This is a genomic window from Massilia sp. ST3, assembly GCF_018119405.1.
GTDB lineage: Bacteria > Pseudomonadota > Gammaproteobacteria > Burkholderiales > Burkholderiaceae_D > Telluria.
Window position 1 is genome coordinate 14,957 of sequence record NZ_JAGPWC010000024.1, and the last position, 25,318, is coordinate 40,274.

23 protein-coding genes and 2 tRNA genes are annotated in these 25,318 nt (G+C 67.9%); 16 read left to right on the forward strand and 9 right to left on the reverse strand.

The window, feature by feature from the left end; genetic code table 11:
• Positions 1-38 precede the first annotated feature (38 nt).
• Both KBW98_RS10415 and trxB read right to left on the reverse strand, forming a co-directional pair.
• Positions 39-707: a Smr/MutS family protein gene (locus KBW98_RS10415; protein ID WP_211520066.1), complete on the reverse strand. Its 669-nt coding sequence runs from the start codon at positions 705-707 to the stop codon at positions 39-41.
• Positions 708-725: 18 nt separating this feature from the next.
• Complete coding sequence (trxB, locus tag KBW98_RS10420; RefSeq protein ID WP_211520067.1) at positions 726-1,682, reverse strand: thioredoxin-disulfide reductase; 957 nt, start codon at positions 1,680-1,682, stop codon at positions 726-728.
• Between the two features lie 185 nt (positions 1,683-1,867).
• Here trxB and KBW98_RS10425 point away from each other — a divergent pair, with 185 nt between their 5' ends.
• The 11 genes from KBW98_RS10425 to KBW98_RS10475 all read left to right on the forward strand — a co-directional run bounded on the left by KBW98_RS10425 (position 1,868) and on the right by KBW98_RS10475 (position 12,354).
• Complete coding sequence (locus tag KBW98_RS10425; protein WP_211520068.1) at positions 1,868-4,369, forward strand: DNA translocase FtsK; 2,502 nt, start codon at positions 1,868-1,870, stop codon at positions 4,367-4,369.
• A gap of 78 nt (positions 4,370-4,447) precedes the next feature.
• Positions 4,448-5,083 carry an outer membrane lipoprotein chaperone LolA gene (lolA, locus tag KBW98_RS10430; RefSeq protein WP_211520069.1) on the forward strand — a complete coding sequence of 212 codons (636 nt, stop codon included), beginning with the start codon at positions 4,448-4,450 and terminating at the stop codon, positions 5,081-5,083.
• A gap of 276 nt (positions 5,084-5,359) precedes the next feature.
• Entirely contained in the window at positions 5,360-6,676 is a 1,317-nt protein-coding gene (locus KBW98_RS10435; RefSeq protein WP_211520070.1) for a replication-associated recombination protein A, read from the forward strand.
• Positions 6,677-6,879: 203 nt separating this feature from the next.
• A complete protein-coding gene (locus tag KBW98_RS10440) occupies positions 6,880-7,080 on the forward strand; it encodes a hypothetical protein (protein ID WP_211520071.1) in 201 nt (66 codons plus the stop codon).
• A 142-nt stretch (positions 7,081-7,222) separates the two neighbouring features.
• Positions 7,223-8,518 carry a serine--tRNA ligase gene (gene serS, locus KBW98_RS10445; protein WP_211520072.1) on the forward strand — a complete coding sequence of 432 codons (1,296 nt, stop codon included), beginning with the start codon at positions 7,223-7,225 and terminating at the stop codon, positions 8,516-8,518.
• Between the two features lie 112 nt (positions 8,519-8,630).
• A tRNA-Ser gene (locus tag KBW98_RS10450) sits at positions 8,631-8,720 on the forward strand.
• A gap of 476 nt (positions 8,721-9,196) precedes the next feature.
• Positions 9,197-9,850 (forward strand): MarR family winged helix-turn-helix transcriptional regulator, encoded by a 654-nt coding sequence (locus KBW98_RS10455; RefSeq protein WP_211520073.1) that lies wholly within the window; start codon positions 9,197-9,199, stop codon positions 9,848-9,850.
• Positions 9,851-9,950: 100 nt separating this feature from the next.
• Entirely contained in the window at positions 9,951-10,493 is a 543-nt protein-coding gene (locus KBW98_RS10460) for a carboxymuconolactone decarboxylase family protein (RefSeq protein ID WP_211520074.1), read from the forward strand.
• On the forward strand, positions 10,493-11,041 hold the full coding sequence (locus KBW98_RS10465) for a redoxin domain-containing protein (protein WP_211520110.1): 549 nt from the start codon (positions 10,493-10,495) through the stop codon (positions 11,039-11,041). Before KBW98_RS10460 ends, KBW98_RS10465 begins: the two co-directional genes overlap by 1 nt.
• Positions 11,042-11,096: 55 nt before the next feature.
• Positions 11,097-11,342: a hypothetical protein gene (locus KBW98_RS10470; protein WP_211520075.1), complete on the forward strand. Its 246-nt coding sequence runs from the start codon at positions 11,097-11,099 to the stop codon at positions 11,340-11,342.
• 73 nt (positions 11,343-11,415) lie between these two features.
• The gene (locus KBW98_RS10475) at positions 11,416-12,354 is read left to right on the forward strand and encodes a LysR substrate-binding domain-containing protein (protein ID WP_211520076.1); all 939 of its coding nucleotides are present in this window, start codon (positions 11,416-11,418) and stop codon (positions 12,352-12,354) included.
• On the opposite strand, the gene KBW98_RS10480 is transcribed toward KBW98_RS10475, so the two are convergent.
• Together KBW98_RS10480 and KBW98_RS10485 are read right to left on the reverse strand one after the other, a co-directional pair.
• Positions 12,351-13,547, reverse strand: coding sequence for a YbfB/YjiJ family MFS transporter (locus KBW98_RS10480; RefSeq protein ID WP_229429106.1), 1,197 nt, complete (start codon positions 13,545-13,547; stop codon positions 12,351-12,353). The two genes, KBW98_RS10475 and KBW98_RS10480, sit on opposite strands and share 4 nt — an antisense overlap.
• Before the next feature lie 133 nt (positions 13,548-13,680).
• The gene (locus KBW98_RS10485; RefSeq protein WP_229429107.1) at positions 13,681-14,520 is read right to left on the reverse strand and encodes an alpha/beta fold hydrolase; all 840 of its coding nucleotides are present in this window, start codon (positions 14,518-14,520) and stop codon (positions 13,681-13,683) included.
• 322 nt (positions 14,521-14,842) lie between these two features.
• Here KBW98_RS10485 and KBW98_RS10490 point away from each other — a divergent pair, with 322 nt between their 5' ends.
• Both KBW98_RS10490 and KBW98_RS10495 read left to right on the forward strand, forming a co-directional pair.
• Positions 14,843-15,922, forward strand: a complete 1,080-nt coding sequence (locus KBW98_RS10490) for an FAD-dependent monooxygenase (RefSeq protein WP_211520079.1) — start codon at positions 14,843-14,845, stop codon at positions 15,920-15,922.
• 99 nt (positions 15,923-16,021) lie between these two features.
• Positions 16,022-16,111 (forward strand) — tRNA-Ser (locus KBW98_RS10495).
• A 285-nt stretch (positions 16,112-16,396) separates the two neighbouring features.
• Here the strand turns inward: KBW98_RS10495 and KBW98_RS10500 are convergent.
• From KBW98_RS10500 to KBW98_RS10510, 3 genes are all read right to left on the reverse strand, one after another.
• Complete coding sequence (locus KBW98_RS10500; RefSeq protein WP_211520080.1) at positions 16,397-18,571, reverse strand: bifunctional diguanylate cyclase/phosphodiesterase; 2,175 nt, start codon at positions 18,569-18,571, stop codon at positions 16,397-16,399.
• Between the two features lie 100 nt (positions 18,572-18,671).
• A complete protein-coding gene (locus KBW98_RS10505; protein WP_211520081.1) occupies positions 18,672-19,979 on the reverse strand; it encodes an NAD(P)/FAD-dependent oxidoreductase in 1,308 nt (435 codons plus the stop codon).
• 36 nt (positions 19,980-20,015) lie between these two features.
• Positions 20,016-20,372 carry a hypothetical protein gene (locus KBW98_RS10510; RefSeq protein ID WP_211520082.1) on the reverse strand — a complete coding sequence of 119 codons (357 nt, stop codon included), beginning with the start codon at positions 20,370-20,372 and terminating at the stop codon, positions 20,016-20,018.
• 108 nt (positions 20,373-20,480) lie between these two features.
• Here KBW98_RS10510 and KBW98_RS10515 point away from each other — a divergent pair, with 108 nt between their 5' ends.
• Complete coding sequence (locus KBW98_RS10515) at positions 20,481-21,452, forward strand: LysR family transcriptional regulator (protein ID WP_211520083.1); 972 nt, start codon at positions 20,481-20,483, stop codon at positions 21,450-21,452.
• Here KBW98_RS10515 and KBW98_RS10520 read toward each other — a convergent pair.
• Together KBW98_RS10520 and KBW98_RS10525 are read right to left on the reverse strand one after the other, a co-directional pair.
• The gene (locus tag KBW98_RS10520) at positions 21,436-22,218 is read right to left on the reverse strand and encodes a DUF1080 domain-containing protein (RefSeq protein WP_229429108.1); all 783 of its coding nucleotides are present in this window, start codon (positions 22,216-22,218) and stop codon (positions 21,436-21,438) included. The two genes, KBW98_RS10515 and KBW98_RS10520, sit on opposite strands and share 17 nt — an antisense overlap.
• A 52-nt stretch (positions 22,219-22,270) precedes the next feature.
• Positions 22,271-23,056 carry a helix-turn-helix domain-containing protein gene (locus tag KBW98_RS10525; protein ID WP_211520084.1) on the reverse strand — a complete coding sequence of 262 codons (786 nt, stop codon included), beginning with the start codon at positions 23,054-23,056 and terminating at the stop codon, positions 22,271-22,273.
• An 86-nt stretch (positions 23,057-23,142) separates the two neighbouring features.
• Here KBW98_RS10525 and KBW98_RS10530 point away from each other — a divergent pair, with 86 nt between their 5' ends.
• Together KBW98_RS10530 and KBW98_RS10535 are read left to right on the forward strand one after the other, a co-directional pair.
• Positions 23,143-24,360, forward strand: a complete 1,218-nt coding sequence (locus tag KBW98_RS10530) for an MFS transporter (protein WP_211520085.1) — start codon at positions 23,143-23,145, stop codon at positions 24,358-24,360.
• 70 nt (positions 24,361-24,430) lie between these two features.
• Entirely contained in the window at positions 24,431-25,315 is an 885-nt protein-coding gene (locus KBW98_RS10535; protein WP_211520086.1) for a cupin-like domain-containing protein, read from the forward strand.
• Positions 25,316-25,318: the final 3 nt, after the last annotated feature.

The following is a 25,318-nucleotide window of genomic DNA, read 5'->3' on the forward strand; positions in this document are numbered from 1 at the left end:
CATGAAAGACACGCCGCCGTGTCATAAAAGGCGTGGATTCAATCTTCGAGAGCGGAACGGAGAAGGACGATCAGGGCGCCATGGCCGCCGTCGGCGCGGCCGGCCACGCAGAAGGCCACGACCTCGCTTTTCTGCACCAGCCAGCTGTGCACGATCCCGCGCAGGACCGGTTCGCCCTTGGGCGAGCCATAGCCGATCCCGTGGATGACGCGCACGCAGCGCACGCCGCGCTTGTTGGCGCGGTGGAGGAAATCGGTGAGCGCGTCGCGCGCGCCGTCGCGGTTCAGGCCGTGCAGGTCGAGCTCGTCCTGCACCGGCCAGTGGCGCTTGCGCAGCTTGCGCACCACGTCGGGGCCGACCCCGTCCTGGGCGTAGCTGAGGGTAGGGTCCTCGTCCAGCAGGCCCTCCACGTCGAACTGGTCGGACAGCGATTCGCGCAGCACGGCGGCGGTTTCCTCCTCGGGACTGAGGGGCCTGGCGGGCGCCGCCACCTTGTTCGGCGCCACATACACCGGGCGGTGCACATAGCGGTTCGATTCCGGCAGCTTCTTGACGTCCTGCACCGCGCTGCGGAACTCCACGGCGCGTTCGCGCGCGATGCGCTCCTGCTTCTCGCGCTCGGCCTTCTCGATGGCGCGCAGGCGCTCGTCTTCCTTGAGCTTGTCGCGCAAGCCCTTCAGTTCGGAAAATTCCTTCATGCCCGCCATCGTGCTACTCCGTCAATATCAGCTTTCCAGCGCTTCCAGGTAGCGCTGGGCGTCCAGCGCTGCCATGCAGCCGGTGCCGGCGCTGGTGATCGCCTGGCGGTAGATATGGTCCTGCACGTCGCCGGCGGCGAACACGCCCGGCACGCTGGTGGCGGTCGCCATGCCTTCGGTACCCGACAGGGTCTTGATGTAGCCGTCCTTCATCTCGAGCTGGCCGTCGAAGATGCCGGTGTTCGGCTTGTGGCCGATCGCCACGAACAGGCCGTGCACGCTCAGGTCCTTGGTGGCGCCGTCGGTGGTCGACTTGATGCGCAGGCCGGTCACGCCGCCTTCGTTGCCCAGGACTTCGTCCAGGGTGTGGTTATATTCCAACACGATCTTGCCTTCCTCGACCTTCTTCAGCAGGCGGTCGACCAGGATCGGCTCGGCGCGGAACTTGTCGCGGCGGTGGACCAGGGTGACCTTGTTGGCGATGTTCGACAGGTAGAGCGCTTCCTCGACCGCGGTGTTGCCGCCGCCGATGACCGCCACTTCCTGGTTGCGGTAGAAGAAGCCGTCGCAGGTGGCGCAGGCCGACACGCCCTTGCCCATGAAGGCCTGTTCCGATTCCAGGCCCAGGTACTGGGCCGAGGCGCCGGTGGCGATGATCAGGGCGTCGCAGGTGTACTCGTGGGCGTCGCCCACCAGGCGGATCGGCTTTTCATTCAGGAAAGTAGTATGGATATGGTCGAACACGATCTCGGTGCTGAAGCGCTCGGCGTGCTGCAGCAGGCGCTGCATCAGTTCCGGGCCCTGCACGCCCATCGGGTCGCCTGGCCAGTTTTCCACGTCCGTGGTCGTCATCAGTTGGCCGCCTTGCTCGACGCCAGTCACCAGCATCGGTTTCAGGTTCGCGCGGGCTGCGTACACGGCAGCGCTGTAGCCGGCGGGACCGGAACCGAGAATCAGGACTTTGGCGTGTTTGGTAGTAGTCATGGCGGCACTTCCTAGGTATATAGACAGACGGAAATTGGGGACGACCGGGGCAGGAATCAAGGCCGGCCGGAGCAGCCGGGATTATAGACGATGATGCACACAAGCATGAATCGTGGTCCAACGCGGCCATATATCCTTTAAAATGGGGGGATCGTCCTTACGAACTCTCTAGCAGCACCCCCAGCATGAGCAAGAATTCTCCAGCAGCCACCTCAGGTTACACCCGCACCCAGGGAGCCGCCCGCCAGCCGCTGCCAGGCCGCCTTTCGCGCCTGCTGCACGAGGCGCGCTGGATCGCCGGCGCCGTCGCCTTCCTGTATTTCGTGCTCATTTTGTTAAGTTACAACAAGGCCGACCCGGGCTGGTCGCACGCCAACGTCGTCCCCAGGATCGCCAACCTGGGCGGCCGCGCCGGCGCCTGGCTGTCCGATTTGTTGCTGTTTATCTTCGGTTTCTCGGCCTGGTGGTGGGGCGTGATCTTCCTGCGCCAGGTCTGGCGCGGCTGGCGCCGTCTCACCGACAAGCTCGGCGCCACCGCCGGCGAGCCGGAACACCATGGCGAGATGTACGTCCGCTGGATCGGCTTCGGCCTGATGTTCGCCGGCAGCCTGGGCCTGGAATACCTGCGCATGTGGTCCTGGCACGTGGAACTGCCGCGCGCCCCGGGCGGCGTGCTGGGCCAGCTGATCGGCCACGCGGCCCACGTCACTTTCGGCTTCACCGGCGCCACCTTGCTCCTGCTGCTGCTGTTCGGCCTGGGCTTCTCGCTGTTCTTCCAGGTGTCCTGGCTGGCCGTGGCCGAGCGCATCGGCGAGACCGTCGAACGCGCCGTGGACTGGTTCCGCCTGCGCTACGAAGACCACGAAGACCGCAAGCAGGGCGAGGCCGCGGCCGTCAAGCGCGACGAGGTGGTCGTGCACGAACGCGCGAAGTTCACCGAAAAGCATTCGAACGCCCCGATCGCCGTGGTCAAGGCCGAGCCGAGCTTCGATTCGCTGCCGCCGCCGGCACCTGCCGCGCCGTCCGTATCCGCGCCGGTGTCTGCGCAAATGCCCGTTGCTGCACCGGCTGCAGCGCCGCTGCCGAGCGCCCAGGCCGCCGCCCCGAGCATCAAGATCGAGCCGCAGATGGTCAATGTGCCGAAGTCCGAGCGCGCCCAGAAGGAAATGCAGACGCCGCTGTTCCACGAGCTGGACGGCGACTCGCCGCTGCCGCCGCTGGCGCTGCTGGACGAAGCGCCGCCGGCCCAGGAAACCGTGGCCGTCGAGACCCTGGAATTCACCAGCCGCCTGATCGAAAAGAAGCTGTCCGACTTCGGCGTCGAAGCCAAGGTCGTGGCCGCCTATCCGGGGCCGGTCGTCACCCGCTACGAGATCGAGCCGGCCACCGGCGTCAAGGGCAGCCAGATCGTCAACCTGGCGCGCGACCTGGCGCGTTCGCTGTCGCTGACCTCGATCCGCGTGGTCGAGACCATCCCCGGCAAGAACTACATGGCGCTCGAGCTGCCGAACCCCAAGCGCCAGATCGTGCGCCTCTCCGAGATCGTCGGCTCCAAGGTGTATGGCGACAGCGCCTCCGCGCTGACCGTCGCGCTGGGCAAGGACATTGCCGGCAAGCCGGTCTGCGCCGACCTGGCCAAGATGCCCCACCTGCTGGTGGCCGGCACCACCGGCTCGGGTAAGTCGGTCGGCATCAACGCCACCATCCTGTCCTTGCTGTACAAGTCCGACCCGGCGGACGTGCGCCTGATCCTGATCGACCCGAAGATGCTGGAAATGTCGGTCTATGAAGGCATTCCGCACCTGCTGGCGCCGGTCGTGACCGACATGCGCCAGGCCGGCCACGCCCTGAACTGGGCCGTGAACGAGATGGAGCGCCGCTACAAGCTGATGTCCAAGCTGGGCGTGCGCAACCTGGCCGGCTACAACGGCAAGATCGTGGAAGCGGCCAAGCGCGAGGAGCACATCCCGAATCCGTTCTCGATCATGCCGGACAACCCGGAGCCGCTGGAGAAGCTGCCGACCATCGTCATCATCATCGACGAATTGGCCGACCTGATGATGGTCGTCGGCAAGAAGGTGGAAGAGCTGATCGCCCGTATCGCCCAGAAGGCGCGCGCGGCCGGCATCCACCTCATCCTTGCTACCCAGCGTCCCTCGGTCGACGTGATTACCGGCCTGATCAAGGCGAACATCCCGACCCGTATCGCCTTCCAGGTCTCGAGCAAGATCGACTCGCGCACCATTCTCGACCAGATGGGCGCGGAAACCCTGCTGGGCATGGGCGACATGCTCTACATGCCGCCGGGCACCGGCTTGCCGATCCGCGTCCACGGCGCCTTCGTGTCGGACGACGAAGTGCATCGAGTTGTAAAACATCTTCAGTCGCTGGGCGAACCGAACTACATTGAGGGCATTCTCGAAGGCGGGACGCTGGAAGAAGGTGGCGGCGCCGACGGGGCGCCGGCGGGCGAGGGCGGCGGCGAGTCGGACGCCATGTACGACCAGGCTGTGCAGGTCGTGCTCAAGAACCGCCGCGCCTCGATCTCGCTGGTGCAGCGCCACCTGCGCATCGGCTACAACCGCGCCGCGCGCCTGCTCGAGCAGATGGAGCAAAGCGGCGTGGTCTCGCCGATGCAGTCGAACGGCAACCGCGACATCCTGGTGCCCGCCACCAGCGCCGAATAATCCCGCTAACCGTAGGGTTGGCGGCTACGCCGCCGACGCGTTCAACGCACGTCGGCGGACCCAACAAGAGGAATGCCGATGAAATTCACGCGTCAACGTATCGCACTCTGCATCGCAGCAGCCACCCTGGCCATCTCCGGCGCCGCCCAGGCCAGCGCCCTGGACCAGCTGAAAGCCTTCGCCTCCGGCACCAAGGCCGCCAGGGGCGAGTTCACCCAGCAGCAGCAAGGCAAGGCCAAGAACGGCAAGGCCGCGCCCGTCTCGAGCGGCAGCTTCGTATTCGCCCGTCCCGGCAAGTTCATCTGGACCTACCAGAAGCCCTACGAACAGGTGCTGCAGGCCGACGGCGACCAGCTCTACATCTACGACAAGGACCTGAACCAGGTCACGGTCAGGAAGCTGGGCAATGCGCTCGGTTCCTCGCCGGCCGCGATCCTGTTCGGCAGTAACAACCTGGAGCAGAACTTCACCCTGTCCGAAGCGGGCGAACGCGACGGCGCGGAATGGCTGACCGCGGTGCCCAAGTCGAAGGACACCAGCTTCGAGCAGATCGGCATCGGCCTGAAGGGCGGCGTGCCGGTGGCGATGGAGCTGAAGGATGCCTTCGGCCAGACCTCGGTGCTCAAGTTCACCAGCTTCCAGCGCAACCCGCAGCTGGGGGCGCAGCAGTTCAAGTTCGATATTCCGCAGGGGGCGGATGTCGTGAAGCAGTAAAGCACGCCAGCAGTATTGTCTACCTCGGCACGTCGTTCCGGCGAAGGCCGGAACCCAAGTTTTACGCACTCCACGAGCGTTAAGTGCCAGTGGCTGCGCATGCGAGCTTGGATTCCGGCCTTCGCCGGAATGACGTTTGGAGGAGGTGTGGGTGGATACATGCCGCGATTCCTGCCCTGCAGCCAGGCACCCCCATGCGCTACACTACGCGCGTCCCACACCATTCGACAACAATGACCCAGACGCCCGTATCGCTGGTCCGCGCAGGAGGCCGCCATGGATGACCTTTTCAAGACCGAACCCTCGCCGCCCCTGGCCGAAGCCCTGCGTCCGCGCACCATCGGCGAAGTCATCGGCCAAAGCCACCTGCTGGGCGAAGGCAAGCCGCTCAACCTGGTGTTCAAGTCGGGCAAGCCGCACTCGATGATCCTGTGGGGCCCGCCCGGCGTCGGCAAGACCACGCTGGCGCGCCTGACCGCGTATGCATTCGACTGCGAATTCATCGCGCTCTCGGCCGTACTCTCGGGCGTGAAGGACATCCGCGCGGCCGTCGAGCAGGCCGAGCACTACCTCCAGCAGGGCAAGCACACCATCCTGTTCATCGACGAGATCCACCGCTTCAACAAGTCGCAGCAGGACGCCTTGCTGCCCTTCGTCGAATCGGGCCTGGTGACCCTGATCGGCGCCACCACCGAGAACCCGTCCTTCGAGGTCAACTCGGCGCTGCTCTCGCGCTCCCAGGTGTACGTGCTCAAGGCCCTGAGCGACGACGAGATGCGCCAGCTGCTCAAGCGCGCCCAGGAGCGGGTGCTGCAGCACCTGAGCTTCGACGAGGTCGCGGTCGACACCCTGGTCGGCTATGCGGATGGCGACGCGCGCCGCTTCCTCAACCTGCTCGAGCAGACCAAGACCTCGGCCGACACGGCCGGCGTCATCCGCATCACGCGCGAGTTCGTCGAAAACGCGCTGACCCTCAACGCGCGCCGCTTCGACAAGGGCGGCGACAATTTCTACGACCAGATCTCGGCCCTGCACAAGTCGGTGCGCGGCTCGCATCCGGACGCGGCCTTGTACTGGCTGTGCCGCATGCTCGACGGCGGCGCCGATCCCAAGTACCTGTCGCGCCGTATCGTGCGCATGGCCTGGGAAGACATCGGCATCGCCGACCCGCGCGCGATCCAGCTGGCCAACGACGCCGCCACCACCTTCGAGCGGCTCGGCTCGCCGGAAGGCGAGCTGGCGCTGGGCCAGGCGGTGATCTACCTGGCGATGGCGGCCAAGAGCAATGCCGGCTACAACGCCTTCAACGCGGCCATGGCTTTTGTCCGCAAGGACAAGTCGCGCGAGGTGCCGGTCCACCTGCGCAATGCGCCGACCAAGCTGATGAAGGAACTCGGCTACGGCCACGAATACCGTTACGCGCACGACGAGCCGCATGCGTATGCGGCGGGCGAAACCTACCTGCCGGACGGGATGCCGGAACCCGGCTGGTACGCGCCGGTGCCGCGCGGTCTGGAAGCGAAGATCGGCGAAAAACTGGCCTGGCTGCGCAGCCTGGACGACGCGGCGCGCCCGGACGAAGAGGGCGCCTAGAGGGGACTGGAGCGCGCCCTTGAGCTCTTCTGCGCGCTACCGCGCCCATCATGCAGACATCGCGCAATCGGAACACGCTCCGTCCGCGCAATCCGCATTCTGCACCATCTTTTTTACGCTTCATCGCAAGTCGATGGTGTCTTCACGGGTCGATCGGTAAAGTTCAACCATACCGAATCACTTTTGACCTGAAGGAGAACACCATGAACATCCGTAAAAACTTCGAAGCCCTGTTCCTCGCTTCCGCCGCCCTGGGCCTGGCCGCCAGCTTCGCCACCGCCAACGAGCGTCCGGTCGAGATCCTGCAATCGACCACGCCGAGCCTGGAAAGCATGAACGTGCAGACCATCGTCGTGACCGCACCGCGCCTCACCGCTGCCGAGAAAGCCAGCCTGAACGGTTGAACCGTGAGGGCTGGCGGGTAGCCCGGCAAGGACGAACTGCTCCGTTGCCGAATCTCGCAACGAATCTCGCAAAGGAATCTGGATGATTCCGGCTGTCGGCTTGGTACAATTGTGTTTTCGACATACGCAAGTCCAACCCGACATGATAGACATCCAACTTCTTCGCAAAGACATCGATACCGCCGCCGCACGACTGGCGACGCGCAAGTTCCAGCTGGACGTGGCCACCTTCAATGCCATCGAAGCGGAACGCAAGGCGATCCAGACGCGCACCGAGGAACTGCAGGGCAAGCGCAACTCGCTGTCGAAGCAGATCGGTATGCTCAAGGGCAAAGGCGAAGACACCACGGCGGTGATGGCCGAAGTGGCCGGACTGGGCGACGAGCTCAAGGCCAACGAAATCGCCCTCGGCGAGGTGCAGGCCAAGATGGCGCGCTTCATGGAAGCGGTGCCCAACCTGCCGCACGAGAGCGCACCGCAGGGCATGGATGAAACCGGCAACGTCGAAGTGCGCAAGGTGGGCGTCCCGCGCGCATTCGACTTCGAGGTCAAGGACCACGTCGACATCGGCGAGCGCCTGGGCCTGGACTTCGACACCGCGACCAAGCTGACCGGCTCGCGCTTCTCGATGATGAAAGGCGGCATGGCCCGCCTGCACCGCGCGCTGGCCCAGTACATGCTGGACACCCATACCGGCCAGCATGGCTACACCGAATGCTACACCCCCTACATGGTCAATGCCGACTCGCTGCGCGGCACCGGCCAGCTGCCGAAATTCGAAGCCGACCTGTTCTCGGTGAAGAAGGGCGGCGCGGAAGGCGAGGGCGAGAACTTCTACCTGATCCCGACCTCGGAAGTGTCGCTGACCAACGTGGTGCGCGACGAGATCGTGGCCCTGGACCAGCTGCCGGTCAAGATGACGGCCCACACCCCGTGCTTCCGCTCGGAGGCGGGCAGCTACGGCCGCGACACCCGCGGCATGATCCGCCAGCACCAGTTCGACAAGGTCGAGATGGTCCAGGTGGTGCATCCGGAGCAGTCCTACGCGGCGCTGGAAGAGATGGTCGGCCAGGCCGAGTTCATCCTGACCTCGCTGGGCCTGCCTTACCGCGTCATGCTGCTGTGCACCGGCGACATGGGCTTCTCGGCCGCCAAGACCTACGACCTGGAAGTCTGGCTGCCGGCGCAGAACACCTACCGCGAGATCTCCTCGCTGTCGAACTGCGAAGCCTTCCAGTCGCGCCGCATGCAGGCGCGCTTCCGCAATGCCCAGGGCAAGCCGGAACTGCTGCACACCCTGAACGGCTCCGGCCTGGCCGTGGGCCGCACCCTGGTGGCGGTGCTGGAGAACTACCAGCAGGCAGACGGCAGCGTGATCATTCCGGAAGTGCTGCGTCCCTACATGGGCGGCCTGGAACGCCTGGCGCCGGCCGCTTGAGAGATTGGGCGCAGGGGAAAATGACACGGCGGTGAAATTTTCCCTTCCCTTTTCCGGGATAGCCGCTATAATGGCGGTCTCTTGCAGCTCACAGCAAGAATCGACCGAATCAGGAGAGGTGGCAGAGTGGTCGAATGTACCTGACTCGAAATCAGGCGTACGGGTGACCGTACCGTGGGTTCGAATCCCACCCTCTCCGCCAGTAGTAATAAAAAAGGCTCCCGACGGGAGCCTTTTTTATTGCGTACGGCGAAGGAGGGAGCCACCAATGTGGCTCCCGCGTGGGATTCGAAGCCGGGCGCTTGCCAGCGCCCGGGCGGCCTGCGGGATGTAGGCGAATCCCACCCTCTCCGCCAGTAGTAATAGAAAAGGCTCCCGACGGGAGCCTTTTTTATTTTCGGCGCCCTCGCTGCAGGGTGGACGGGTCCCCCGTCCACGCGGTGATCGTTATCGCTTGAATCATCGCGCACGTCGCGGCGGACGCTGGTCGAACGCGTGGACGGGAGACCCGTCCACCCTACGATCAGCACACCGGTAGGGTTGGCGGCTCCGCCGCCGACGCGTCGATTGTTGGCCCCTTCGATACCGCGCCCGCCTCCTCGTCCACCAACCCACCGCTATCGCCTCGATTAATTAGGACTCCTTGACATATTCCTGACTCCTGTTATTCTAGCGCCCATGGACATCCAACCAGAAACCCCATGGGACAGCACGCCGGACATCTCGGCGCGCATCGTGACCGCCATCGGCCGCATCGCCACCGTGCTGCGCTCGGGGATGTGGGAGGTGTCGACGGGCGAAGGCCTGAACCCGGCCCAGGCCGAGATCCTGCAATTGCTGCAGCACCGTACCCGCGGCGTGCGCCTGAGCTGGCTGGCCAAGCAGCTGTCGATTTCGCCGGCCAGCGCCAGCGATTCGGTCGCGGCGCTGGTGGGCAAGGGACTGGTGCGCAAGGCGAAGGCGGACGACGACGGCCGCGCCACGGCCTTGCACCTGACGGGGGAAGGGGAGCAGGTTGCCGCGCGCCTCGCACACGCGCTGTCCTTCGCCGACACGGCCGCCTCGCAGCTGCCGCAGGGCCAGCAGATCCAGATCCTCACCGGCCTGTTCAAGCTGATCGCCGAGCTGCAGAAGACCGAGCGCTTCCCGGAGCTGCGCGCCTGCCTCTCGTGCCGCCACTTCGAGGCGAACAAGTACCCGGGCGAGGCGGTGCCGCACCATTGCGCCCTGGTAAATGCGCCCTTGCCGATTTCCTTCCTGCGCATCGACTGCGCGGAACACGAACCGACCGACCCGCTGACCCAGCGCCGAAATTGGGAAAGCTTTGCCTGAGATTTTTTTTGCGCCAAATAGTTAGGACTCCTATTTTCATCATGTGATGTAGGGTGAATCGGCCGCACCCATGACCGGCCAGCCAATGAAGGAGAACACCATGTCCCGTATCGAACTCGTCAACCCATCCAAGGCCCAGGGCGCCGCCGCCGCGCTGCTCCAGCAGATCGACGGCGCCTTCGGCGTCGTCCCGAACATGTTCCGCGCCGTCGCCAACTCGCCGGCCGCGCTCGAGAGCATGTGGGCTTCCTTCGGCGCCCTTGGCCATGGGACGCTGGGCGCGCGCCTGGGCGAGCAGATCGCCGTCGCCATCGCCGACCGCAACGACTGCGCATACTGCCTCGCCGCGCACACCGTGCTGGGCCAGAAGGCCGGCGCCAGCGCCCAGGAAATGGCGGCCGCCCAGGCCGGCGAATCGGACGACCCGAAGACCGCGGCCGCGCTGAAGTTCGCGATCGCCGTGGTCGAGAGGCGCGCCCACGTCGGCGAGGCCGATGTCGCCGCCCTGCGCCAGGCGGGTTTCGATGACGGCGAGATCGTCGAGATCATGGCGCACGTGGCCCTGAACCTGTTCACCAACTATGTGAACGTGGCCTTCAAGGTGCCGGTCGACTTCCCCGGTGTGAAGCTGCGCGCCAAATGATGCCCCCGACCTCGTCTCACGCGGCACACCCTGCACCGGAATTCGAGGTCTCGGCCTGGCTGAACGCGCCAGGCCCGGTGACCCTGGCTTCCCTGCGCGGCATGGTGGTGGCCGTCTACGCCTTCCAGATGCTGTGCCCAGGCTGCGTCGCGCACGCGATCCCGCAGGCGCAGTCCATCGCCCGGCACATCGGGCGCGACGACCTTGCGGTGCTCGGCCTGCATACCGTGTTCGAGCACCACGAGGCGATGAACGAGAACGCGCTGCGCGCTTTCATCCACGAGTACCGGATCGGCTTCCCGGTCGGGATCGACCGCCCCGCGGCGCGCGGCCCCATGCCGAGCACGATGGCGCGCTACGGCATGCGCGGCACGCCGACCCTGCTGCTGTTCGACCGCGCCGGCGTGCTGCGCCACAGCCTGTTCGGGCATGTGCCCGACATGCAGGTGGGCGCGCTGCTCGGGCAGCTGCTGGCCGAACCCGCGCCGTCCGGCTGTGGCGACGGCGGCTGCCTGGTCCCGCCCGGAAGCGCCGCCTGGCATGCCTAGCGGCGCCGGCTGGACCCACCGTCATCAACCTGAATTCACGACAAGGAGAAACCCAATGAAGGACCCATTCGACACCCGCGCAGCCACCTTCTACCACGACGGCTGCGCGACCTGCCTGCAGATCGCTTCCACCCTGGCGCGCCTGACGCCGGCGCTGGAAGTGGTCGACCTGAGCCAGCAGGGCGAGCGCATCGCCGAGGCGGAGCTGCTCGGCGTGAGCGCGCTGCCCTGCCTGGTGGCGGAAGGCGAACTGCTGCCGGTCAGCCAGCATTCGGTCCTGGCCGAACTCGGCGTGCACTGAGCCATGCGCCGGGCGGCCAGCGGGCTTCCTGGTCCGGTGGTAAGCTGGTTGCCCCCAACCAGTCGAGCGGCGCATGCGTACCGGCGAACTCCGGCGTTTCCATTACTTCCTGATCCTCGCGCGCGAGCTGCATTTCGGCCGCGCCGCGGAGCTGTGCTTCATCACCCAGCCCGCCCTCAGCCAGCAGATCGCGCGGCTGGAAGAAGCGGTGGGCGTGCCGCTGTTCGTGCGCGACGCCCGCGGCGTCAGCCTGACCGAGGCCGGCAAGGTGTTCCGCGACGGCGTGCAGCGCGTCTTCGACCTGATCGAGCAGACCACGCGCAGCACGCGCGAGGCCGGGCGCTTCGAGGACCTGCGCCTGTCCGTCGGGCTCAAGGAATACGCCAACGTGGCCTTGCTGCCGCTGGCGCTGGCACGGCTGCAGGCCCTGTACCCGGGCATCCGCCTGGACCGCCACGAGATGGGCGCGCCGGCCCAGCCCGAAGGCTTGCAGCGCGGCGAGATCGATGCCGGCATCGGCGTCATGTTCGACGATCCCGGCCCGGGTCTGCCGGCGGACGGCGCCATCGCCAGCCGGCGCCTGATGGCCTCGCGCTGGCGCCTGCTGGTGCGCGAGGACCATGCGCTGGCGCAGGCGAGCGAAGTGGACCTGGACAGCCTGGTACGCCAGCCGCTCATCATGTTCGCGCGCGACGTCAACCCGGCCGTGTACGACCGCATCCTCGCCGCCTGCCGCGAGACCGGCCGGGAAGCCAACATCGTCTACGCGACCACCCAGGTGCAGGCCGGCGTGCAGCTGGCGCGCGCCGGCATGGGCTGCATGCTCGGCACCGGCTACGTGCTGGGCGATGCGCTGCCGGGCATGCGGGCGATCCCGGTGGCGGGACTGGCGCCGCTGCTGATGCATGCCTTTTGGCGCACGAACGAGAGCCGGCCGCTGGTGCTCGACTTCATCGAGGTCGTGGCGGAAGAGGCGCGCCGCCTGGCGCTCGGCGCCGGGCCGGAGTCCTAGCCCTCCCGGCGCAGCATCCCGCCGAGCAGGTCGAGCAGCAGGGCCAGCGCGAAGGCGCCGCCCGCCGCCATGAACAGCACACGGTGCTGGCCTCCGTTGCGCGCGAATACCCAGGACAAGCCGTACCCCGCCAGCGCCTGGAACAGCGCGAACATGCTGGTCGAGCGGCTCCAGGCCGCGTGCTGGGCCGCATGCCGGCCGGGCAGCAGCTCGTGCAGGCGTCCGATCATCAGGGTCACCACCCCGGGCGTGAAGGCGCCCAGCAGCAGGCTGGCCGCCAGCAGGGAAGGCGCCTGCGGCCAGGCGGCCATCAGCAGCGCCGCGGCGGCGGCCAGCAGCAGCCCGAGGCGCAGGGCGCGGCCGAAGCCGATGCGGTCGGCCAGCAGGCCGTAGAGCATCGGACCCGACACCGCGCCGGCGCCGTAGACGACCCAGTACAGCGCGCCCTGCGCCGTGCCTTGATGGAGGCCGCGCGCCACGTAGTCGACCAGGAACACGGCCGCCGGCACCAGACCCACGGCCACGGCGGCGTATTCGGCATACAGCAGGCGCACCCGCAGCGGCAGGGCGGCGACCGGCTCGGCGCGCTGGGCCGCGGCGTCGCGCGCCGGCCAGGCGCGCCATGACAGCGCGCTGAGCAGGGCGGAACAGGCGGCCAGGCCCAGCCAGGCGGCGGGCAGGCCGGCACGCAGCAGCGGCGGCACCAGGACGCCGGACAGGGCGATCCCGGCGCCGACGCCCATGAAGATCGCGCCGCCCGCCATCCCGCGCCGCGCCGGCGCCACCATCGGCAGCACGGTCTGGGCCACCAGCACCATGACCACGGCGCCGGCGAATCCGGAGACGAAGCGCCAGGCGAAGAACCAGCTCAGCGACAGCGGCGCGGCGCAGGCGGCGAAGGAAAGGGCGGCGGCGGCCATCATCGCCCGCAGCATGGCGCGGTGGCCCCAGCGCGCGCCCATGCGCCGGCCCAGCAGGGCGCCGGCGAAATAGCCGGCGAAGTTGGCGGCGCCCAGCCAGACCACGTCGCCGGGCGCGAACCAGCCGGCCTTGATCAGCTCGGGGATCAGCGGCGTATAGGCGAAGCGCGCCAGGCCGATGGCCACCAGGCTGGCGCACAGGCCGGCGAAGACGGCGTAGGAAGCAGAAGGGCCGGTGCAGGCGCCGGCCAGGGATGTGCAGCGGGTGGTCAAAAAGGGGCTCCCTTCGGATGCGGGACCGGCCGCAATGCCGGTCCGAGCAGCCATCCTAGGGCCTGCGTCCGGCCGTGGCCAATCACATCGGGGGAGGCTGGCGATAAGCCCGGGCTTATCGCCAGAGGGGAGGTCAGCCGCGCAGGAAGGCCAGCAGGTCGGCGTTGAGCTGGTCCTTGTGGGTGGTGGCCAGGCCGTGCGAACCGCCTGCGTAGACCTTCAGGGTTCCTTGCGGCAGCAGCTCGACGGCGCGGCGCGCGGTGGTGTCGATCGGGACGATCTGGTCGTCGTCGCCGTGGATGACCAGGGTCGGGATGTCCATCTTCCCGAGGTCTTCGGTGAAGTCGGTTTCCGAGAACTGCTGGATGCAGGCGTAGGCGCTCTTGAGGCTGCATTGCATGCCCTGCAGCCAGAAGGTGTCGCGCACGCCTTCCGAGACCTTGGCGCCCGGACGGTTGTAGCCGTAGAAGGGCAAGGTCAGGTCCTTGAAGAACTGGGCGCGGTCGGCCAGCACGCCGGCGCGGATGCCGTCGAACGCGTCCATCGGCACGCCCTTCGGATTCGCCGGCGAGGCCATCATCTGCGGCGTCACGGCGCCGACCAGCACGGCCCTGCTCACGCGGCCCGTGCCGTGGCGGCCGATGTAGCGCGCGACTTCGCCGCCGCCGGTCGAGTGGCCGACCAGCATGGCGCCGCTCAGGTCGAGCGTTTCGATCACGGTCGCGAGGTCGTCGGCATAGGTGTCCATGTCGTTGCCGTGCCAGGCCTTGCTCGAGCGGCCGTGGCCGCGGCGGTCGTGGGCGATCACGCGGTAGCCGTGCTCGGCCAGGAACATCATCTGGTCTTCCCAGGCGTCGCCCGACAGCGGCCAGCCATGGCTGAACACGACCGGGACGCCGTGGCCCCAGTCGGTGATGTGGATCTGGGCGCCGTCGTGGACGGTGACCTTGTCGAGGGTGCGGGTGCCTTTCATGCTGAATCCTTTCTGCGGGGCGGAGGGGGAAAACGCCAGTGCGGCGCACCACGGCATTCTGGAATCCGGCGCCGGGCCCGTCCATGCGGACGAAGGGATAGGCGCGGCCCACACCTTCGTGCTGTGCCGCCTCCATCCCTCGAAGACATTTTTTTTATTGGCATGTTCTCAACGCAAGGCAGTCGTCTTACACTGGCGGTAAATACGCCCGGAGAGATGCGATGCACGCACATGCCGCAGCCCAGCTGCCAGCCGGTCCGCACGCCTGTTGCGGCCTGGCCGAGGGCATGGCGCGCGCCTCCGCCTGCATGCCGGGGAACCCATGAGCGCCGCGCCGCGCGCACTCGTGATCGGCGGCTCGCTGGGCGGGCTGCTGGCGGCCAATGCGCTGCGCGCGGTGGGCTGGGAGGTCGAGGTATTCGAACGCTCGGTAGGCGAGCTGAGCAGCCATGGCGGCGGCATCGTGCTGCAGCCGGACGTGCTGGCGGCCTTGCGCTTCGCCCAGCTCGATCCCGAGCGCCTGCCCGGGGTGCAGTCCGGCGAGCGCATCTACCTCGACCGCGGCGACCGCATCCTCCAGCGCGCCCACCAGCCGCAGACCCAGACTTCATGGACCGTGCTGTACCGGACCTTGCGCGCCGGCCTGCCGCCGCAACACCTGCATGCGGACCGGAACTTCCTGCGCTACGAGCAGGCGGAGCAGCGGGTCACGGCGCATTTTTCGGACGGCACCAGCGAGAGCGGCGACCTGCTCGTTGGCGCCGACGGCGCGCGCTCGGCGGTGCGCGCGCAGATGCTGCCCGGCCTGGCGCCGCGCGCGGCCGGCTATGTGGCCTGGCAGGGCATGGTGCCCGAAGCGATGCTGCCGCCCGCCACGCGCGACAAGCTCGACGGCGCATCCGTGTTCCAGCAGGGCGACGGCCACCTCCTGATGGCCTGCCTGGCGCCCGGCGAGCACGGCGCGGTCGAGCCCGGCAAGCGATGCTGGAACTGGACCTGGTACCGCCGGGTGGGGTCGGACGAGACGCTCGACGCGATGTTGACGCCGAAAACCTTGTTCGAGGATGCGCGCCAGCTGGCCGCGCCGTCCTTCCGCGTGCTGATCGACACCACCGAGAGCCCGCTTGCCCAGGCGGTGGTCGACCTGGAAGTGCCGAAGATGCTGGACGGCCGCGTCCTGCTGTGCGGCGACGCCGCCTTCGTGCCGCGCCCGCACACGGCGGGCAGCACCGCCAAGGCCGCCGCCGACGCGCTCACCCTGGCGATGCTCCTGAGCCAGCGCCAGGCGTCGCCTGACGTCGGCCTGGCGCAATGGGAACAGTTGCGCCTGACGGCGGGGCAGGGCATGGTGATGGCGGGCGCCGCGATCGGCGACCGGATCATGGGCATGTCGCGCTACTGAGGGATCCGTTGAAAAGTTGCAGTTCGTCACTTGCACTGTTCACGAGGGCTCCGCTATAATGCGGCCTCCTGCAGCTCACAGCATGAATCGACCGAATCAGGAGAGGTGGCAGAGTGGTCGAATGTACCTGACTCGAAATCAGGCGTACGGGTGACCGTACCGTGGGTTCGAATCCCACCCTCTCCGCCAGTAGTAATAAAAAAGGCTCCCCATGGGAGCCTTTTTTATTGCGTACGCGGAAGGAGTGAGCCACCAATGTGGCTCACGTGTGGGATTCGAAGCCGGGCGCTTGCCAGCGCCCGGGCGGCCTGCGGGATGTAGGCGAATCCCACCCTCTCCGCCAGTAGTAATAAAAAAGGCTCCCCATGGGAGCCTTTTTTATTTTCCGCATCAGGTATCGCGAACCCACCCTACGGTAAGGTATGGGAATGTAGGCGAATCGAGCTTCTGCGCCAGTCATCGTCGCATCCTGTACTAAGCCTTCGGCGCGGCCGTCAGAAAAGCATGCAGCTGCTCGCGCGGCAAGGGCCGGCTGAACAGGTAGCCCTGGAAGGAGTTGCAGCCGCAGCGTCCCAGCAGTTCGCGCTGGGCCGGCGTCTCGACGCCTTCGGCGATCACGCCGATCTGCATCGCCCGTCCCAGCGCGATGATGGCGTCGACGATGGCCAGGTCGCGCCGGTCGCTCAGGAGATTGCGCACGAAGGACTGGTCGATCTTGAGCTGGTCGAGGGGCAGGCGCTTCAGGTAGGCGAGCGAGGAGTAGCCGGTGCCGAAATCGTCGAGCGAGAAGCAGACTCCGTGCTTTCTCAGCTGCCTGATCTTGCCGATCGCGCTCTCGATGTCCTCCAGCAGCATCGATTCGGTCAGCTCGATCTTGAGGCGCTGCGGCGCCGCGCCAGACTCGGCCAGCACCGCCAGCACGCCGGCCACGAAGCCCGGCTGGCGGAACTGCAGCGCGCTGACGTTGACCGCGACATGGACGGCCTCGGTCGCCGGGTCGGACGCCATCCGCACCAGCTGCGCGCAGGCTTCCTCGAGCACCCAGCGTCCTAGCGGCAGGATCAGGCCGGTGTCCTCGGCCAGGGGAATGAATTCCGCCGGCGACACCATGCCGCGGTGAGGATTCTGCCAGCGCACCAGGGCCTCGACGCCGGTGACCGTCCCCTCGCTGTCGAGCTGGGGCTGGTAGTGGAGCAGGAACTCGCCCCGTTGCAGGCCATGGCGCAATTCCGCCTCCAGCCCGGCGCGCGCCAGCGCCGCCGCCTGGATCTTCGGATCGAAGAAGCGGACGGTGTTGCGGCCCGCCGCCTTGGCCTGGTACATCGCCAGGTCGGCGCGCTTGAGCAGTTCGGTGGTGGTCGAGGCCACGTCGCCGAACAGGGTCACGCCGATGCTCGGCGTGATGTGGCGCTCGTGGCCGTCGAGGTTGAAGGAGCTGCTCAGGGCATCGAGTATGCGGCGCGCGACCTCGCTGGCGTGCGGCGCGGCCGCCTCGTTGCAGGCGCCGATGTCTTCGAGGATGATGACGAATTCGTCGCCACCGAGCCGGGCCACCGTGTCGCGCGCGGCGACGCTGGCCACCAGGCGCTTGGCGACCAGGTCGAGCAGAAGGTCGCCGTTGTCGTGGCCGATCGTGTCGTTGATCACCTTGAAGTTGTCGAGGTCCAGCAGCAGCACCGCGCCCATGCGCGCGACCCGCGTGTGCAGGGTCACGGCGTGCGCCAGGCGGTCCATGAGCAGCTGCCGGTTCGGCAGGCGCGTCAGGGTATCGTAGAAGGCCAGCCTGCCGATCTCCTCGTAGGCCAGCTTCATGTCGTGGATGTCGGTGGTGGTGCCGTACCACCTGACGATGTTGCCTTTGCCGTCGCGGATGGGCATGCCCTTGGCCAGGTGCCAGCGGTAGCTGTGGTCGGCGCGGCGCAGGCGGTACTCGGCCGAGAATACCTCGCCCGTGCGGACCGAGTCCATCCAGGTGGCGATGGTGCGGTCGACGTCGTCCGGGTGCAGCAGCTCGATCCATTGCTGGCCGATGCGGCTGATGTCGGGAATGCCGGCGTAGTCGAGGATAGCCTGGTTGGCGAAGTCGATCAAGCCTTCCGGGTTGGCCGACCAGACGATGTAGGGCATGGAATCGGCCAGCTGGCGGAAGCGCTCGTGCTGAGGCTCGGCGGCGTCGCGCCGGTATCGGTCCAGCTCGAGCTGGGCCATGACCGCCTGCGCCAGCGTACGTAATCCATCGAGCTGGTCTAGCGTAGGCGCGCGGCGCACCCGGTCCATCACGGCCAGCGCGCCAAGGACGAAGCCGTCTGGCGTGACGAGCGGCGCGGCGGCATAGAAGCGCCATCCGTCCGCCTCGGCGCCGGCCGGCGACGGCCCGCCCAGATCCGGAAGCACGAGCGCGTCGCGGTCCGCCAGGACCTGCGCGCACAGCGAATCGGCGCGCGCCACCTCCCGGCTGGCCAGGCCCACCAGCGCCTTGCGCCACTCGCGCTTTGTGTCGAGGAAACAGATCGCCGCCATGGAGGTGCCGAACAGCGCCGCGGCCAGCCTCGCCAGCCGGTCGAAGCATTCCTCGGGACCGGTATCGAGAATGTCGTAGCTGTGCAGCGCGCCCAGGCGGCCTGCTTCGTTCGGATCGTCAAGTGACATGGTCGGCCGATGAAGTTGACGGATGCACCCTGGCGGGCGCACTTCATTCTAGCCAATCCATCCACCGGGCCTTGCATGATTGCCCTCGAGTAATAACTCCTCAATGCCACTTGACGGGCATCAGCATCTTCGAGCGGCACCAGCGCGCCACCATGTGGCCGATCATGCGCGGCAGGCCCACATGCGACATCACGTAGCGCTCGTAGGTCATGCGGTACATGAGGCTGGCGATGGCCCCGCGCACCCGCAGGTTGCGCTTGCCGACCGCGCGCAGCAGGATCCCGACGGTGCCCGAACGTCCCAGGGTCACCAGGGTGCCGTAGTCGCGGTAGGCGAAGCGCGGCGGCGTGGCGCCAGGGCGCCGGGTCAGCAGCCCGGCCAGGAAGGCCGACTGCTGGCGCGCCGCCTGGGCCGTCGGCGGAATCATCTGGCTGCGGTCCGGCTGCACCAGCGAACTGCAGTCGCCCATCGCGTACACGCGCGGGTCGTCCACGGTCTGCAGCTGTTCGTTCACCAGGATCTGCCCGTTGCGGTTGGCGCCCAGGGCCGGCGCGATGGCAAGCTGGGGCCCGCGCACGCCGGCCGCCCACACGGTGAGCGCCGCCGGGAACACCCGGCCGTCCTCGGTGCGCACTTCGCGCGGGCCCACTTCCGAGACCGCGGCGCCGGTGCAGATCTCGATCCCCAGTCCCCTGAGCTTGCGCACCGCCAGCGCCGAGACCGCGGGGTCCAGGCCAGGGAGCAGGCGCTGGCCGCGCTCGAGCAGGCGGATGCGCACCTGGCGCGAGGCGCCCAGCCCGCTCAGCCGGTATTTCACCAGGGTGTCGACCGTGTGGCGCAGGTCGGCCGCCAGTTCGATGCCGGTCGGGCCGGCGCCGACGATCACGATGTCGACCAGCGGCGCACTGGTATCGCGCAAGCCGGCTTCATGGAAGGCGTCGCGCCGCGCCCCGGTGGCGGCGCAGGCATTCAGGAAGCGCTGGCGGAAGGCCTCGGCCTGGCCCACGCTGTCCAGGGAAAGGCAGTGCTGCCGGGCGCCCGGCACGCCGAAGAAGTCGGTGACCGAGCCGAAGGACAGCACCAGCCGGTCGTAGTGCACCGTGGCGGTCGCTGCGTCCTCGCGCGGGCGGCGCAGCCGCACCTCCAGGCTGCGGGTGGCGCGGTCGATGCCGACGATCTCGCCGCATACGAACTCGAAGCCGCTTTCCAGCGCCTGGCGGGCGTAGTCGATGTGGTAGTGCGCGGGGTCGATCAGGCCGGCCGCCACCGAGTGCAGCAGCGGCTTCCAGAAATGGGTAGGGGCGCTGTCGACCAGGATGACGCGGCGCACCGCGCCGCGTGTCCGGCCAAGACGCGTGGCCAGGTCGAGCCCCGCCACCCCGCCGCCTGCAATCACGACTGTTTCCATACTGTCCTCCTTGAAATGAAAGAATGCTTGCCGATGCTAGGCGCGGATGCGCAGGCGCTCGCGGCGCGCGGCCTGCAGGGCCGGCTGCGAGGCGGCGACCACCAGCGCTTCGTCCGGCGCCAGCTCGAGCGCGCGCAGCACTACCGAATAGGGCGCCTTGTGGCCGCGCGCGGCGTAGTTCGCGCCCGTCAGCACGACGGAAAAGATATGGTGGGCGGTGTCGCCGAAACGCTCGCGCAGGCGCAGGCCGGCCTCGTGGTGCGGCAGCTCGGTAACCAGGGCGCAGTGCCGTCCCTGGTGGATCGCTTCGTCGAGGAGCTTGCCGGCTTCCAGTGGCGCCGCGTTTTCCGTGGCGAAGGCCGACAGGTCGAAGATGATCGCTTGTGCTGGCATGTGTTTCCCCTTTCCGGACAGTGAAGTGGTATTGACGGTTTCACTATACGGCCGCACAAGTTAAAATAAAAATCAGAAATTCCAGAAAACCGATAAGGAAACGCTTATATGTATCCGGCCAGTTTCAAGCAGCTCCAGGCCCTGGTCCAGGTGGCGCGCCACCAGAGCGTGTCGCGCGCCGCCGAAGCCATGCACGTGACCCAGCCGGCCGTGTCGCTGCACCTGAAACTGCTGGAGGAAGCCGCCGGCACGCCGCTCACGCGCAAGCAGGGACGCAACATCCAGATGACCTCGGCGGGGGAGCTGCTGGTCGGGTATGCGGAGCGCATCCTGAAGCTGTGGGAAGAAGCGGGCGACGAGATCGCGGCCTTCAAGGGCGTCACCAGCGGTACGCTGCGTATCGGGGCGGTGATGACGGCGGAGCACCTGCTGCCGGCGATGCTGGTGCGCTTCACCACCGGCCGCCCGCACGTGCGCATCCGGCTGCAGGTGGGTTCGCGCCCGGAAGTGATCGGGATGCTGAGCCGCGACGAGATCGACCTGGCCATCATGGGGACGCCGCCGCGCGAATTCCCCACCAGCGCCAGCCGCTTCGCGCGCCACCCGATGGCCTTCTATGCGGCTCCTGGCCACCCCTTGCTGAAGGCGCGCGCCATCGCGCTGCCGGAACTGGCCGAGCACAACCTGCTGGTGCGCGAGCGCGGCTCGGGCACGCGCGCGGCGGTGGAGAAGCTGTACCAGGACGCCGGCGCGCCGCTGTCGATCGGGTCTGAGCTGTCGAGCAACGAGGCGATCAAGCAGATGACGGCGGCCGGGCTGGGCGTGGGCTTCCTGTCGGTGCACGCCTGCACGCTGGAGGTGCGCAACAAGCTGTTGCTGGCGCTCGACGTGGCGGGCACGCCGGTATCGGCCGACTGGCACGTGATGCACAAGGCGGGGCACGCGATTCCGACGGTGGCCGCCGCCTTCCACGAGTTCATCGTCGAGCACGGGCAGCAGGTCATCCACGACGAACTGGAAAGGGAGCGGCGGCCAGGCGGCGCCAGGCGCCGCGCGACAGGCCTCAGTGCAAAGGCCTGACCCAGATATTCCGGAAGCTCACCGGGTCGCCATGGTCCTGCAGCCTGATCGGGGCCGGGCCATGCTTGCGGTAGCCCGGCGCGCCGATGTACATGGTCTCGCCCCGCAAGGCCACGTGGTGCTGGACCAGCACGCCGTTGTGCAGGGCCGTGACGTAGGCGGGCGACGCCAGCGCGCCGTCGGCCTTGAAGCGCGGCGCGGTCCAGATGATGTCGTAGGCCTGCCACTCGCCGCGCCCGGCGCAGGCGTTCACCAGAGGGATGTGCTGCTTGTAGAGGCTGGCCGCCTGGCCGTTGGCGTAGGTCCTGGTGGCCTCGGCGCAGTCCAGCACCTGGATCTCGTAGCCCGTGCCCTTGCCGGTCGAGGCCAGGAACACGCCGCTGTTGCCGCGTTCCTGGCCGCTGCCTTTCAGGGTGCTTGGCGCGCGCCATTCGAGGTGCAGCTGGTAGTCGAGGAAGGGGCGCCGGGTCTGGATATCGCCGCTGCCGGCGCGCACGCTGAAGGCGCCGTCCGCCACCGTCCACGCGGCGGCTTTGTCCGGCGCGTCGGCCGCTACCCACTCGGCCAGGTCCTTGCCGTCGAAGAGCACGATGGCGTCCGAGGGCGCCCGATTGGGCGCGGCCGGCGTCACGCGCCTGGGCTCGGGCTTCCACACTTCGGTATCTTCGGGCTTCGCCTGCGGGGCGGCTTGCGCAGTCCAGGCCAGCACCATCCAGGCCAGCACCATCGGGCCGCGCATGACTGCTGCGCGTTTTCTTGCGTTCATCGTGTCTCCTTTGTGTGGGGCAAACGGCATTCTAGAGGAAGATGCGCCCGGCTTACTTGCGGCGCTGCTCGTCCGCGAAGAAGGCGGAGGGCGTGCTGCCGAAGCTCTTGCGGAACATCGCCGTGAAGGCCGACTGGCTCGCATAGCCGAGCTGCTCGGCCACCTGCCACAGGGGAACGCCGCGCGCGATCAGCGACGCGCCGTGGGCCAGGCGCACCTGCTGGCGCCACTGGCCGAAGCTCATGCCCAGCTCCTTGTCGAACAGGCGCGCCAGGGTGCGTTCGGAGGCGCCGCTGGCCTGGGCCCACTGGGCCAGGGTCTGGGTGTCGTCGGGCGCGGCGATCAGGGCCGCGCACAAGGCCTTCAGGCGCTTGTCGCGCGGCAGGGGCACGCGGATCGGGCGCGAGGGCGCGCGCGCCAGTTCGTCCAGGATCAGCTCTCCCAGCAGGGCGGCGCGGTGAGGGGGCGGCGGATCGCCTCCCGCGATCAGGGCCGCGATCAGCTCGCGCAGCAAACTGCTCACTTCGACCACGCGGCAGGATTCGCCGGGGAAGGGATCGCGCGAGGCATGCACGCGCAAGGGGCTCAGGCGCGCCGCTTCCAGCATCGTCACCTCGTGCTCGACCTGGGGCGCGATCCAGATTGCACGCTGGGGCGGCACGATCCAGCTGCTGCCTTCCGCACTCACCCGCATCATGCCGTTGGCGGCATAGGTCAGCTGTCCCCAGTCGTGGCTGTGGGCGCCGACGTTGGCGTCGGCAGGCAGGTCGCGCGCCGACAGGCCGACCGGGCATTCCGGCGTCGGCCCGGGGCCGGGTGTGGGCGGATAGCTTTTCATGACAGTAATTCGACAAATCTTGACGCTCTATCTTAAATCGGACGGACCGCTTTTGCTTACACTGGCCTTTTCAGCAAAGGATAGTCATGAGCTCAGACGACAACACCGTCCGCCAGGACGCCCGCGTGATCGGCCTCGTGGGCCTGGCGCACGGCATCTCCCACTTTTACCACCTGATCGTGGCGGCCCTGATCCCCTGGCTCAAGCCCGCTTTCAACCTGAGCTACACGGAACTCGGCCTCCTGATGACGGTGTTCTTCGTCGTCTCGGGCGTGGGGCAGGCGATGGCCGGATTCGTGGTCGACCGGGTCGGCGCCCGTGCAGTGCTGTTTTCCGGCGTGGCCATGCTGGGCGTCTCCGCCCTGGTGCTGTCCGGCGCCGGGAGCTATCCGGGCCTGGTGCTGGGAGCCTTGCTGGCGGGTCTCGGCAATGCCGTGTTCCACCCGGCCGACTACACCTTGCTGAACCAGCGCGTTTCGCGCGCCCGGCTGGCGCACGGCTTTTCCGTGCACGGCATTAGCGGCAACATCGGCTGGGCGGCGTCGCCCATCTTCCTGACTTCGATCGCCGCCACCCAAGGATGGCGCGCCGCGCTGCTGTGGGCGGCCGTGCTGCCGGCCTGTGTACTCGCGGCGCTGGTGCTGAACCGGCACGCGCTGCGTCCCGACCCGATTGCGCCCAAGGGCAAGACGCAGGCCGGCCAGGACGGCACGCTGGACTTCCTCAGGCTGCGTTCGGTGTGGATGTGCTTCGGATTCTTCCTGCTGACGGCGGTGGCGCTGGGCGGCATCCAGAGCTTCGCCTCGATCAGCCTCGAGAGCCTGTACAGTATTTCGCGCGAGCTGGCCACCAGTTCCTATACGGCCTACATGCTGGCCTCGGCGGTGGGCATGCTGGCCGGCGGCTTCCTCGGCGCGGGCGCCAGGCACCATGACCGCACCGTGGCGCTGGCCTTCGCCGCCGCGGCCGCGCTGGCCCTGGTGCTGGCGGCGGGCGCCGGGCCGTCCTGGATGGCGCTGCCGCTGATGGGCCTGATCGGCCTGTGCTCGGGCGTGGCCGGTCCCTCGCGCGACCTGATGATCCGCGCCGCCGCCCCCAAGGGCGCCACCGGCCGCGTCTACGGCGTGGTGTATTCCGGCCTGGACAGCGGCCTGGCGATCGGCCCGCTGCTGTTCGGCCTGGTGATGGATGCCGGGCGTCCGGGCTGGGTGTTCGCGGGAGTGGCCCTGTTCCAGGCGCTGGCGATCGCCACCGCGGTCGGCGTCGGCGGCAGCACCCGGGCGCGCCAGCTGGCGCCGGCCTGAGGGAATAGCAAGTTCGCGGCGCATGCGCTATCCTGTCGCCCCACGTTGATTTTCAGACCAGGACGACAAGATGGCGGGTGCGCCCGACAAGACCAGGCTACCGCCGCTGCCGGCGGATTCGGACGCCGCCCGGCAGGCCCGCGCGCAGCGCGATGCCCAGGTGCGCGGCGTCAGCTCGATCGAGGCGATGCGCCAGGCGATCAAGGAGGCTGCAAGCAAGCTACCCTCGATCGAGGCACTGCCGCGCCTGAAAGCGCCGACGGCGGCCGTTTTCCGGGAGCAGGCCGCGCGCGGCCTGCCTTTCCTCATCGACGGCGTCGCCGGGCGCTGGCCCCTGTGCGCCATGACGCCCCAGACCCTGCGCGAGCGCTTCGCCGCGCTGCCGGTGCGCGCCCGTGTCGGCGACTACGTCAATACGGCCTTCGCGCCCGACCGCGCGATGCAAGACATGTCGATGCTGGCGTACCTGGACCTGGCGGCGCAGGGAACGGAAGGACTGCCGCCCTACCTGGGCAACCTGGAACTGCGCGAACTGAACCGCTTCTGCCACTGGCCGGCTTATTTCACTAAACCTGGCCCGCCGCGCTTCTGGATGGGGCCGGCGGGAACGGTGACGCCGCTGCACGCCGACTACGACGACAACCTGTTCGCCCAGGTATGGGGATCGAAGCGGATCTTCCTGGCGCCGCCCCACCACGACGAGTTCCTGTATCCGCGCGAGGCCAACGCGCTGCTGTTCGGCTCCCCGTTCGACCCGGAAGCGCCGGATTTCGACCGCTTTCCGCTGGCGCGCCAGGCGGCGCTGGTCGAACTGGTGGTGCGGCCGGGCGACATGCTGTACGTGCCGGCCGGCTGGTATCACCAGGTGCGTTCGCTGAGCTTTTCGCTGTCGTCCAACCGCTGGTCGCGGGCGCTGCCGCTGGCCCTGGGCGATGGAGAATCGCTGAGGCCGTAAGCC

Coding starts and splice junctions, on each gene's coding strand:
- KBW98_RS10415 (WP_211520066.1), bottom strand. CDS start 707: ATGGCGGGCATGAAGGAATTTTCCGAACTGAAGGGCTTGCGCGACAAG.
- trxB (WP_211520067.1), bottom strand. CDS start 1,682: ATGACTACTACCAAACACGCCAAAGTCCTGATTCTCGGTTCCGGTCCC.
- KBW98_RS10425 (WP_211520068.1), top strand. CDS start 1,868: ATGAGCAAGAATTCTCCAGCAGCCACCTCAGGTTACACCCGCACCCAG.
- lolA (WP_211520069.1), top strand. CDS start 4,448: ATGAAATTCACGCGTCAACGTATCGCACTCTGCATCGCAGCAGCCACC.
- KBW98_RS10435 (WP_211520070.1), top strand. CDS start 5,360: ATGGATGACCTTTTCAAGACCGAACCCTCGCCGCCCCTGGCCGAAGCC.
- KBW98_RS10440 (WP_211520071.1), top strand. CDS start 6,880: ATGAACATCCGTAAAAACTTCGAAGCCCTGTTCCTCGCTTCCGCCGCC.
- serS (WP_211520072.1), top strand. CDS start 7,223: ATGATAGACATCCAACTTCTTCGCAAAGACATCGATACCGCCGCCGCA.
- KBW98_RS10455 (WP_211520073.1), top strand. CDS start 9,197: ATGGACATCCAACCAGAAACCCCATGGGACAGCACGCCGGACATCTCG.
- KBW98_RS10460 (WP_211520074.1), top strand. CDS start 9,951: ATGTCCCGTATCGAACTCGTCAACCCATCCAAGGCCCAGGGCGCCGCC.
- KBW98_RS10465 (WP_211520110.1), top strand. CDS start 10,493: ATGCCCCCGACCTCGTCTCACGCGGCACACCCTGCACCGGAATTCGAG.
- KBW98_RS10470 (WP_211520075.1), top strand. CDS start 11,097: ATGAAGGACCCATTCGACACCCGCGCAGCCACCTTCTACCACGACGGC.
- KBW98_RS10475 (WP_211520076.1), top strand. CDS start 11,416: ATGCGTACCGGCGAACTCCGGCGTTTCCATTACTTCCTGATCCTCGCG.
- KBW98_RS10485 (WP_229429107.1), bottom strand. CDS start 14,520: ATGAAAGGCACCCGCACCCTCGACAAGGTCACCGTCCACGACGGCGCC.
- KBW98_RS10490 (WP_211520079.1), top strand. CDS start 14,843: ATGAGCGCCGCGCCGCGCGCACTCGTGATCGGCGGCTCGCTGGGCGGG.
- KBW98_RS10500 (WP_211520080.1), bottom strand. CDS start 18,571: ATGTCACTTGACGATCCGAACGAAGCAGGCCGCCTGGGCGCGCTGCAC.
- KBW98_RS10505 (WP_211520081.1), bottom strand. CDS start 19,979: ATGGAAACAGTCGTGATTGCAGGCGGCGGGGTGGCGGGGCTCGACCTG.
- KBW98_RS10510 (WP_211520082.1), bottom strand. CDS start 20,372: ATGCCAGCACAAGCGATCATCTTCGACCTGTCGGCCTTCGCCACGGAA.
- KBW98_RS10515 (WP_211520083.1), top strand. CDS start 20,481: ATGTATCCGGCCAGTTTCAAGCAGCTCCAGGCCCTGGTCCAGGTGGCG.
- KBW98_RS10520 (WP_229429108.1), bottom strand. CDS start 22,218: ATGAACGCAAGAAAACGCGCAGCAGTCATGCGCGGCCCGATGGTGCTG.
- KBW98_RS10525 (WP_211520084.1), bottom strand. CDS start 23,056: ATGAAAAGCTATCCGCCCACACCCGGCCCCGGGCCGACGCCGGAATGC.
- KBW98_RS10530 (WP_211520085.1), top strand. CDS start 23,143: ATGAGCTCAGACGACAACACCGTCCGCCAGGACGCCCGCGTGATCGGC.
- KBW98_RS10535 (WP_211520086.1), top strand. CDS start 24,431: ATGGCGGGTGCGCCCGACAAGACCAGGCTACCGCCGCTGCCGGCGGAT.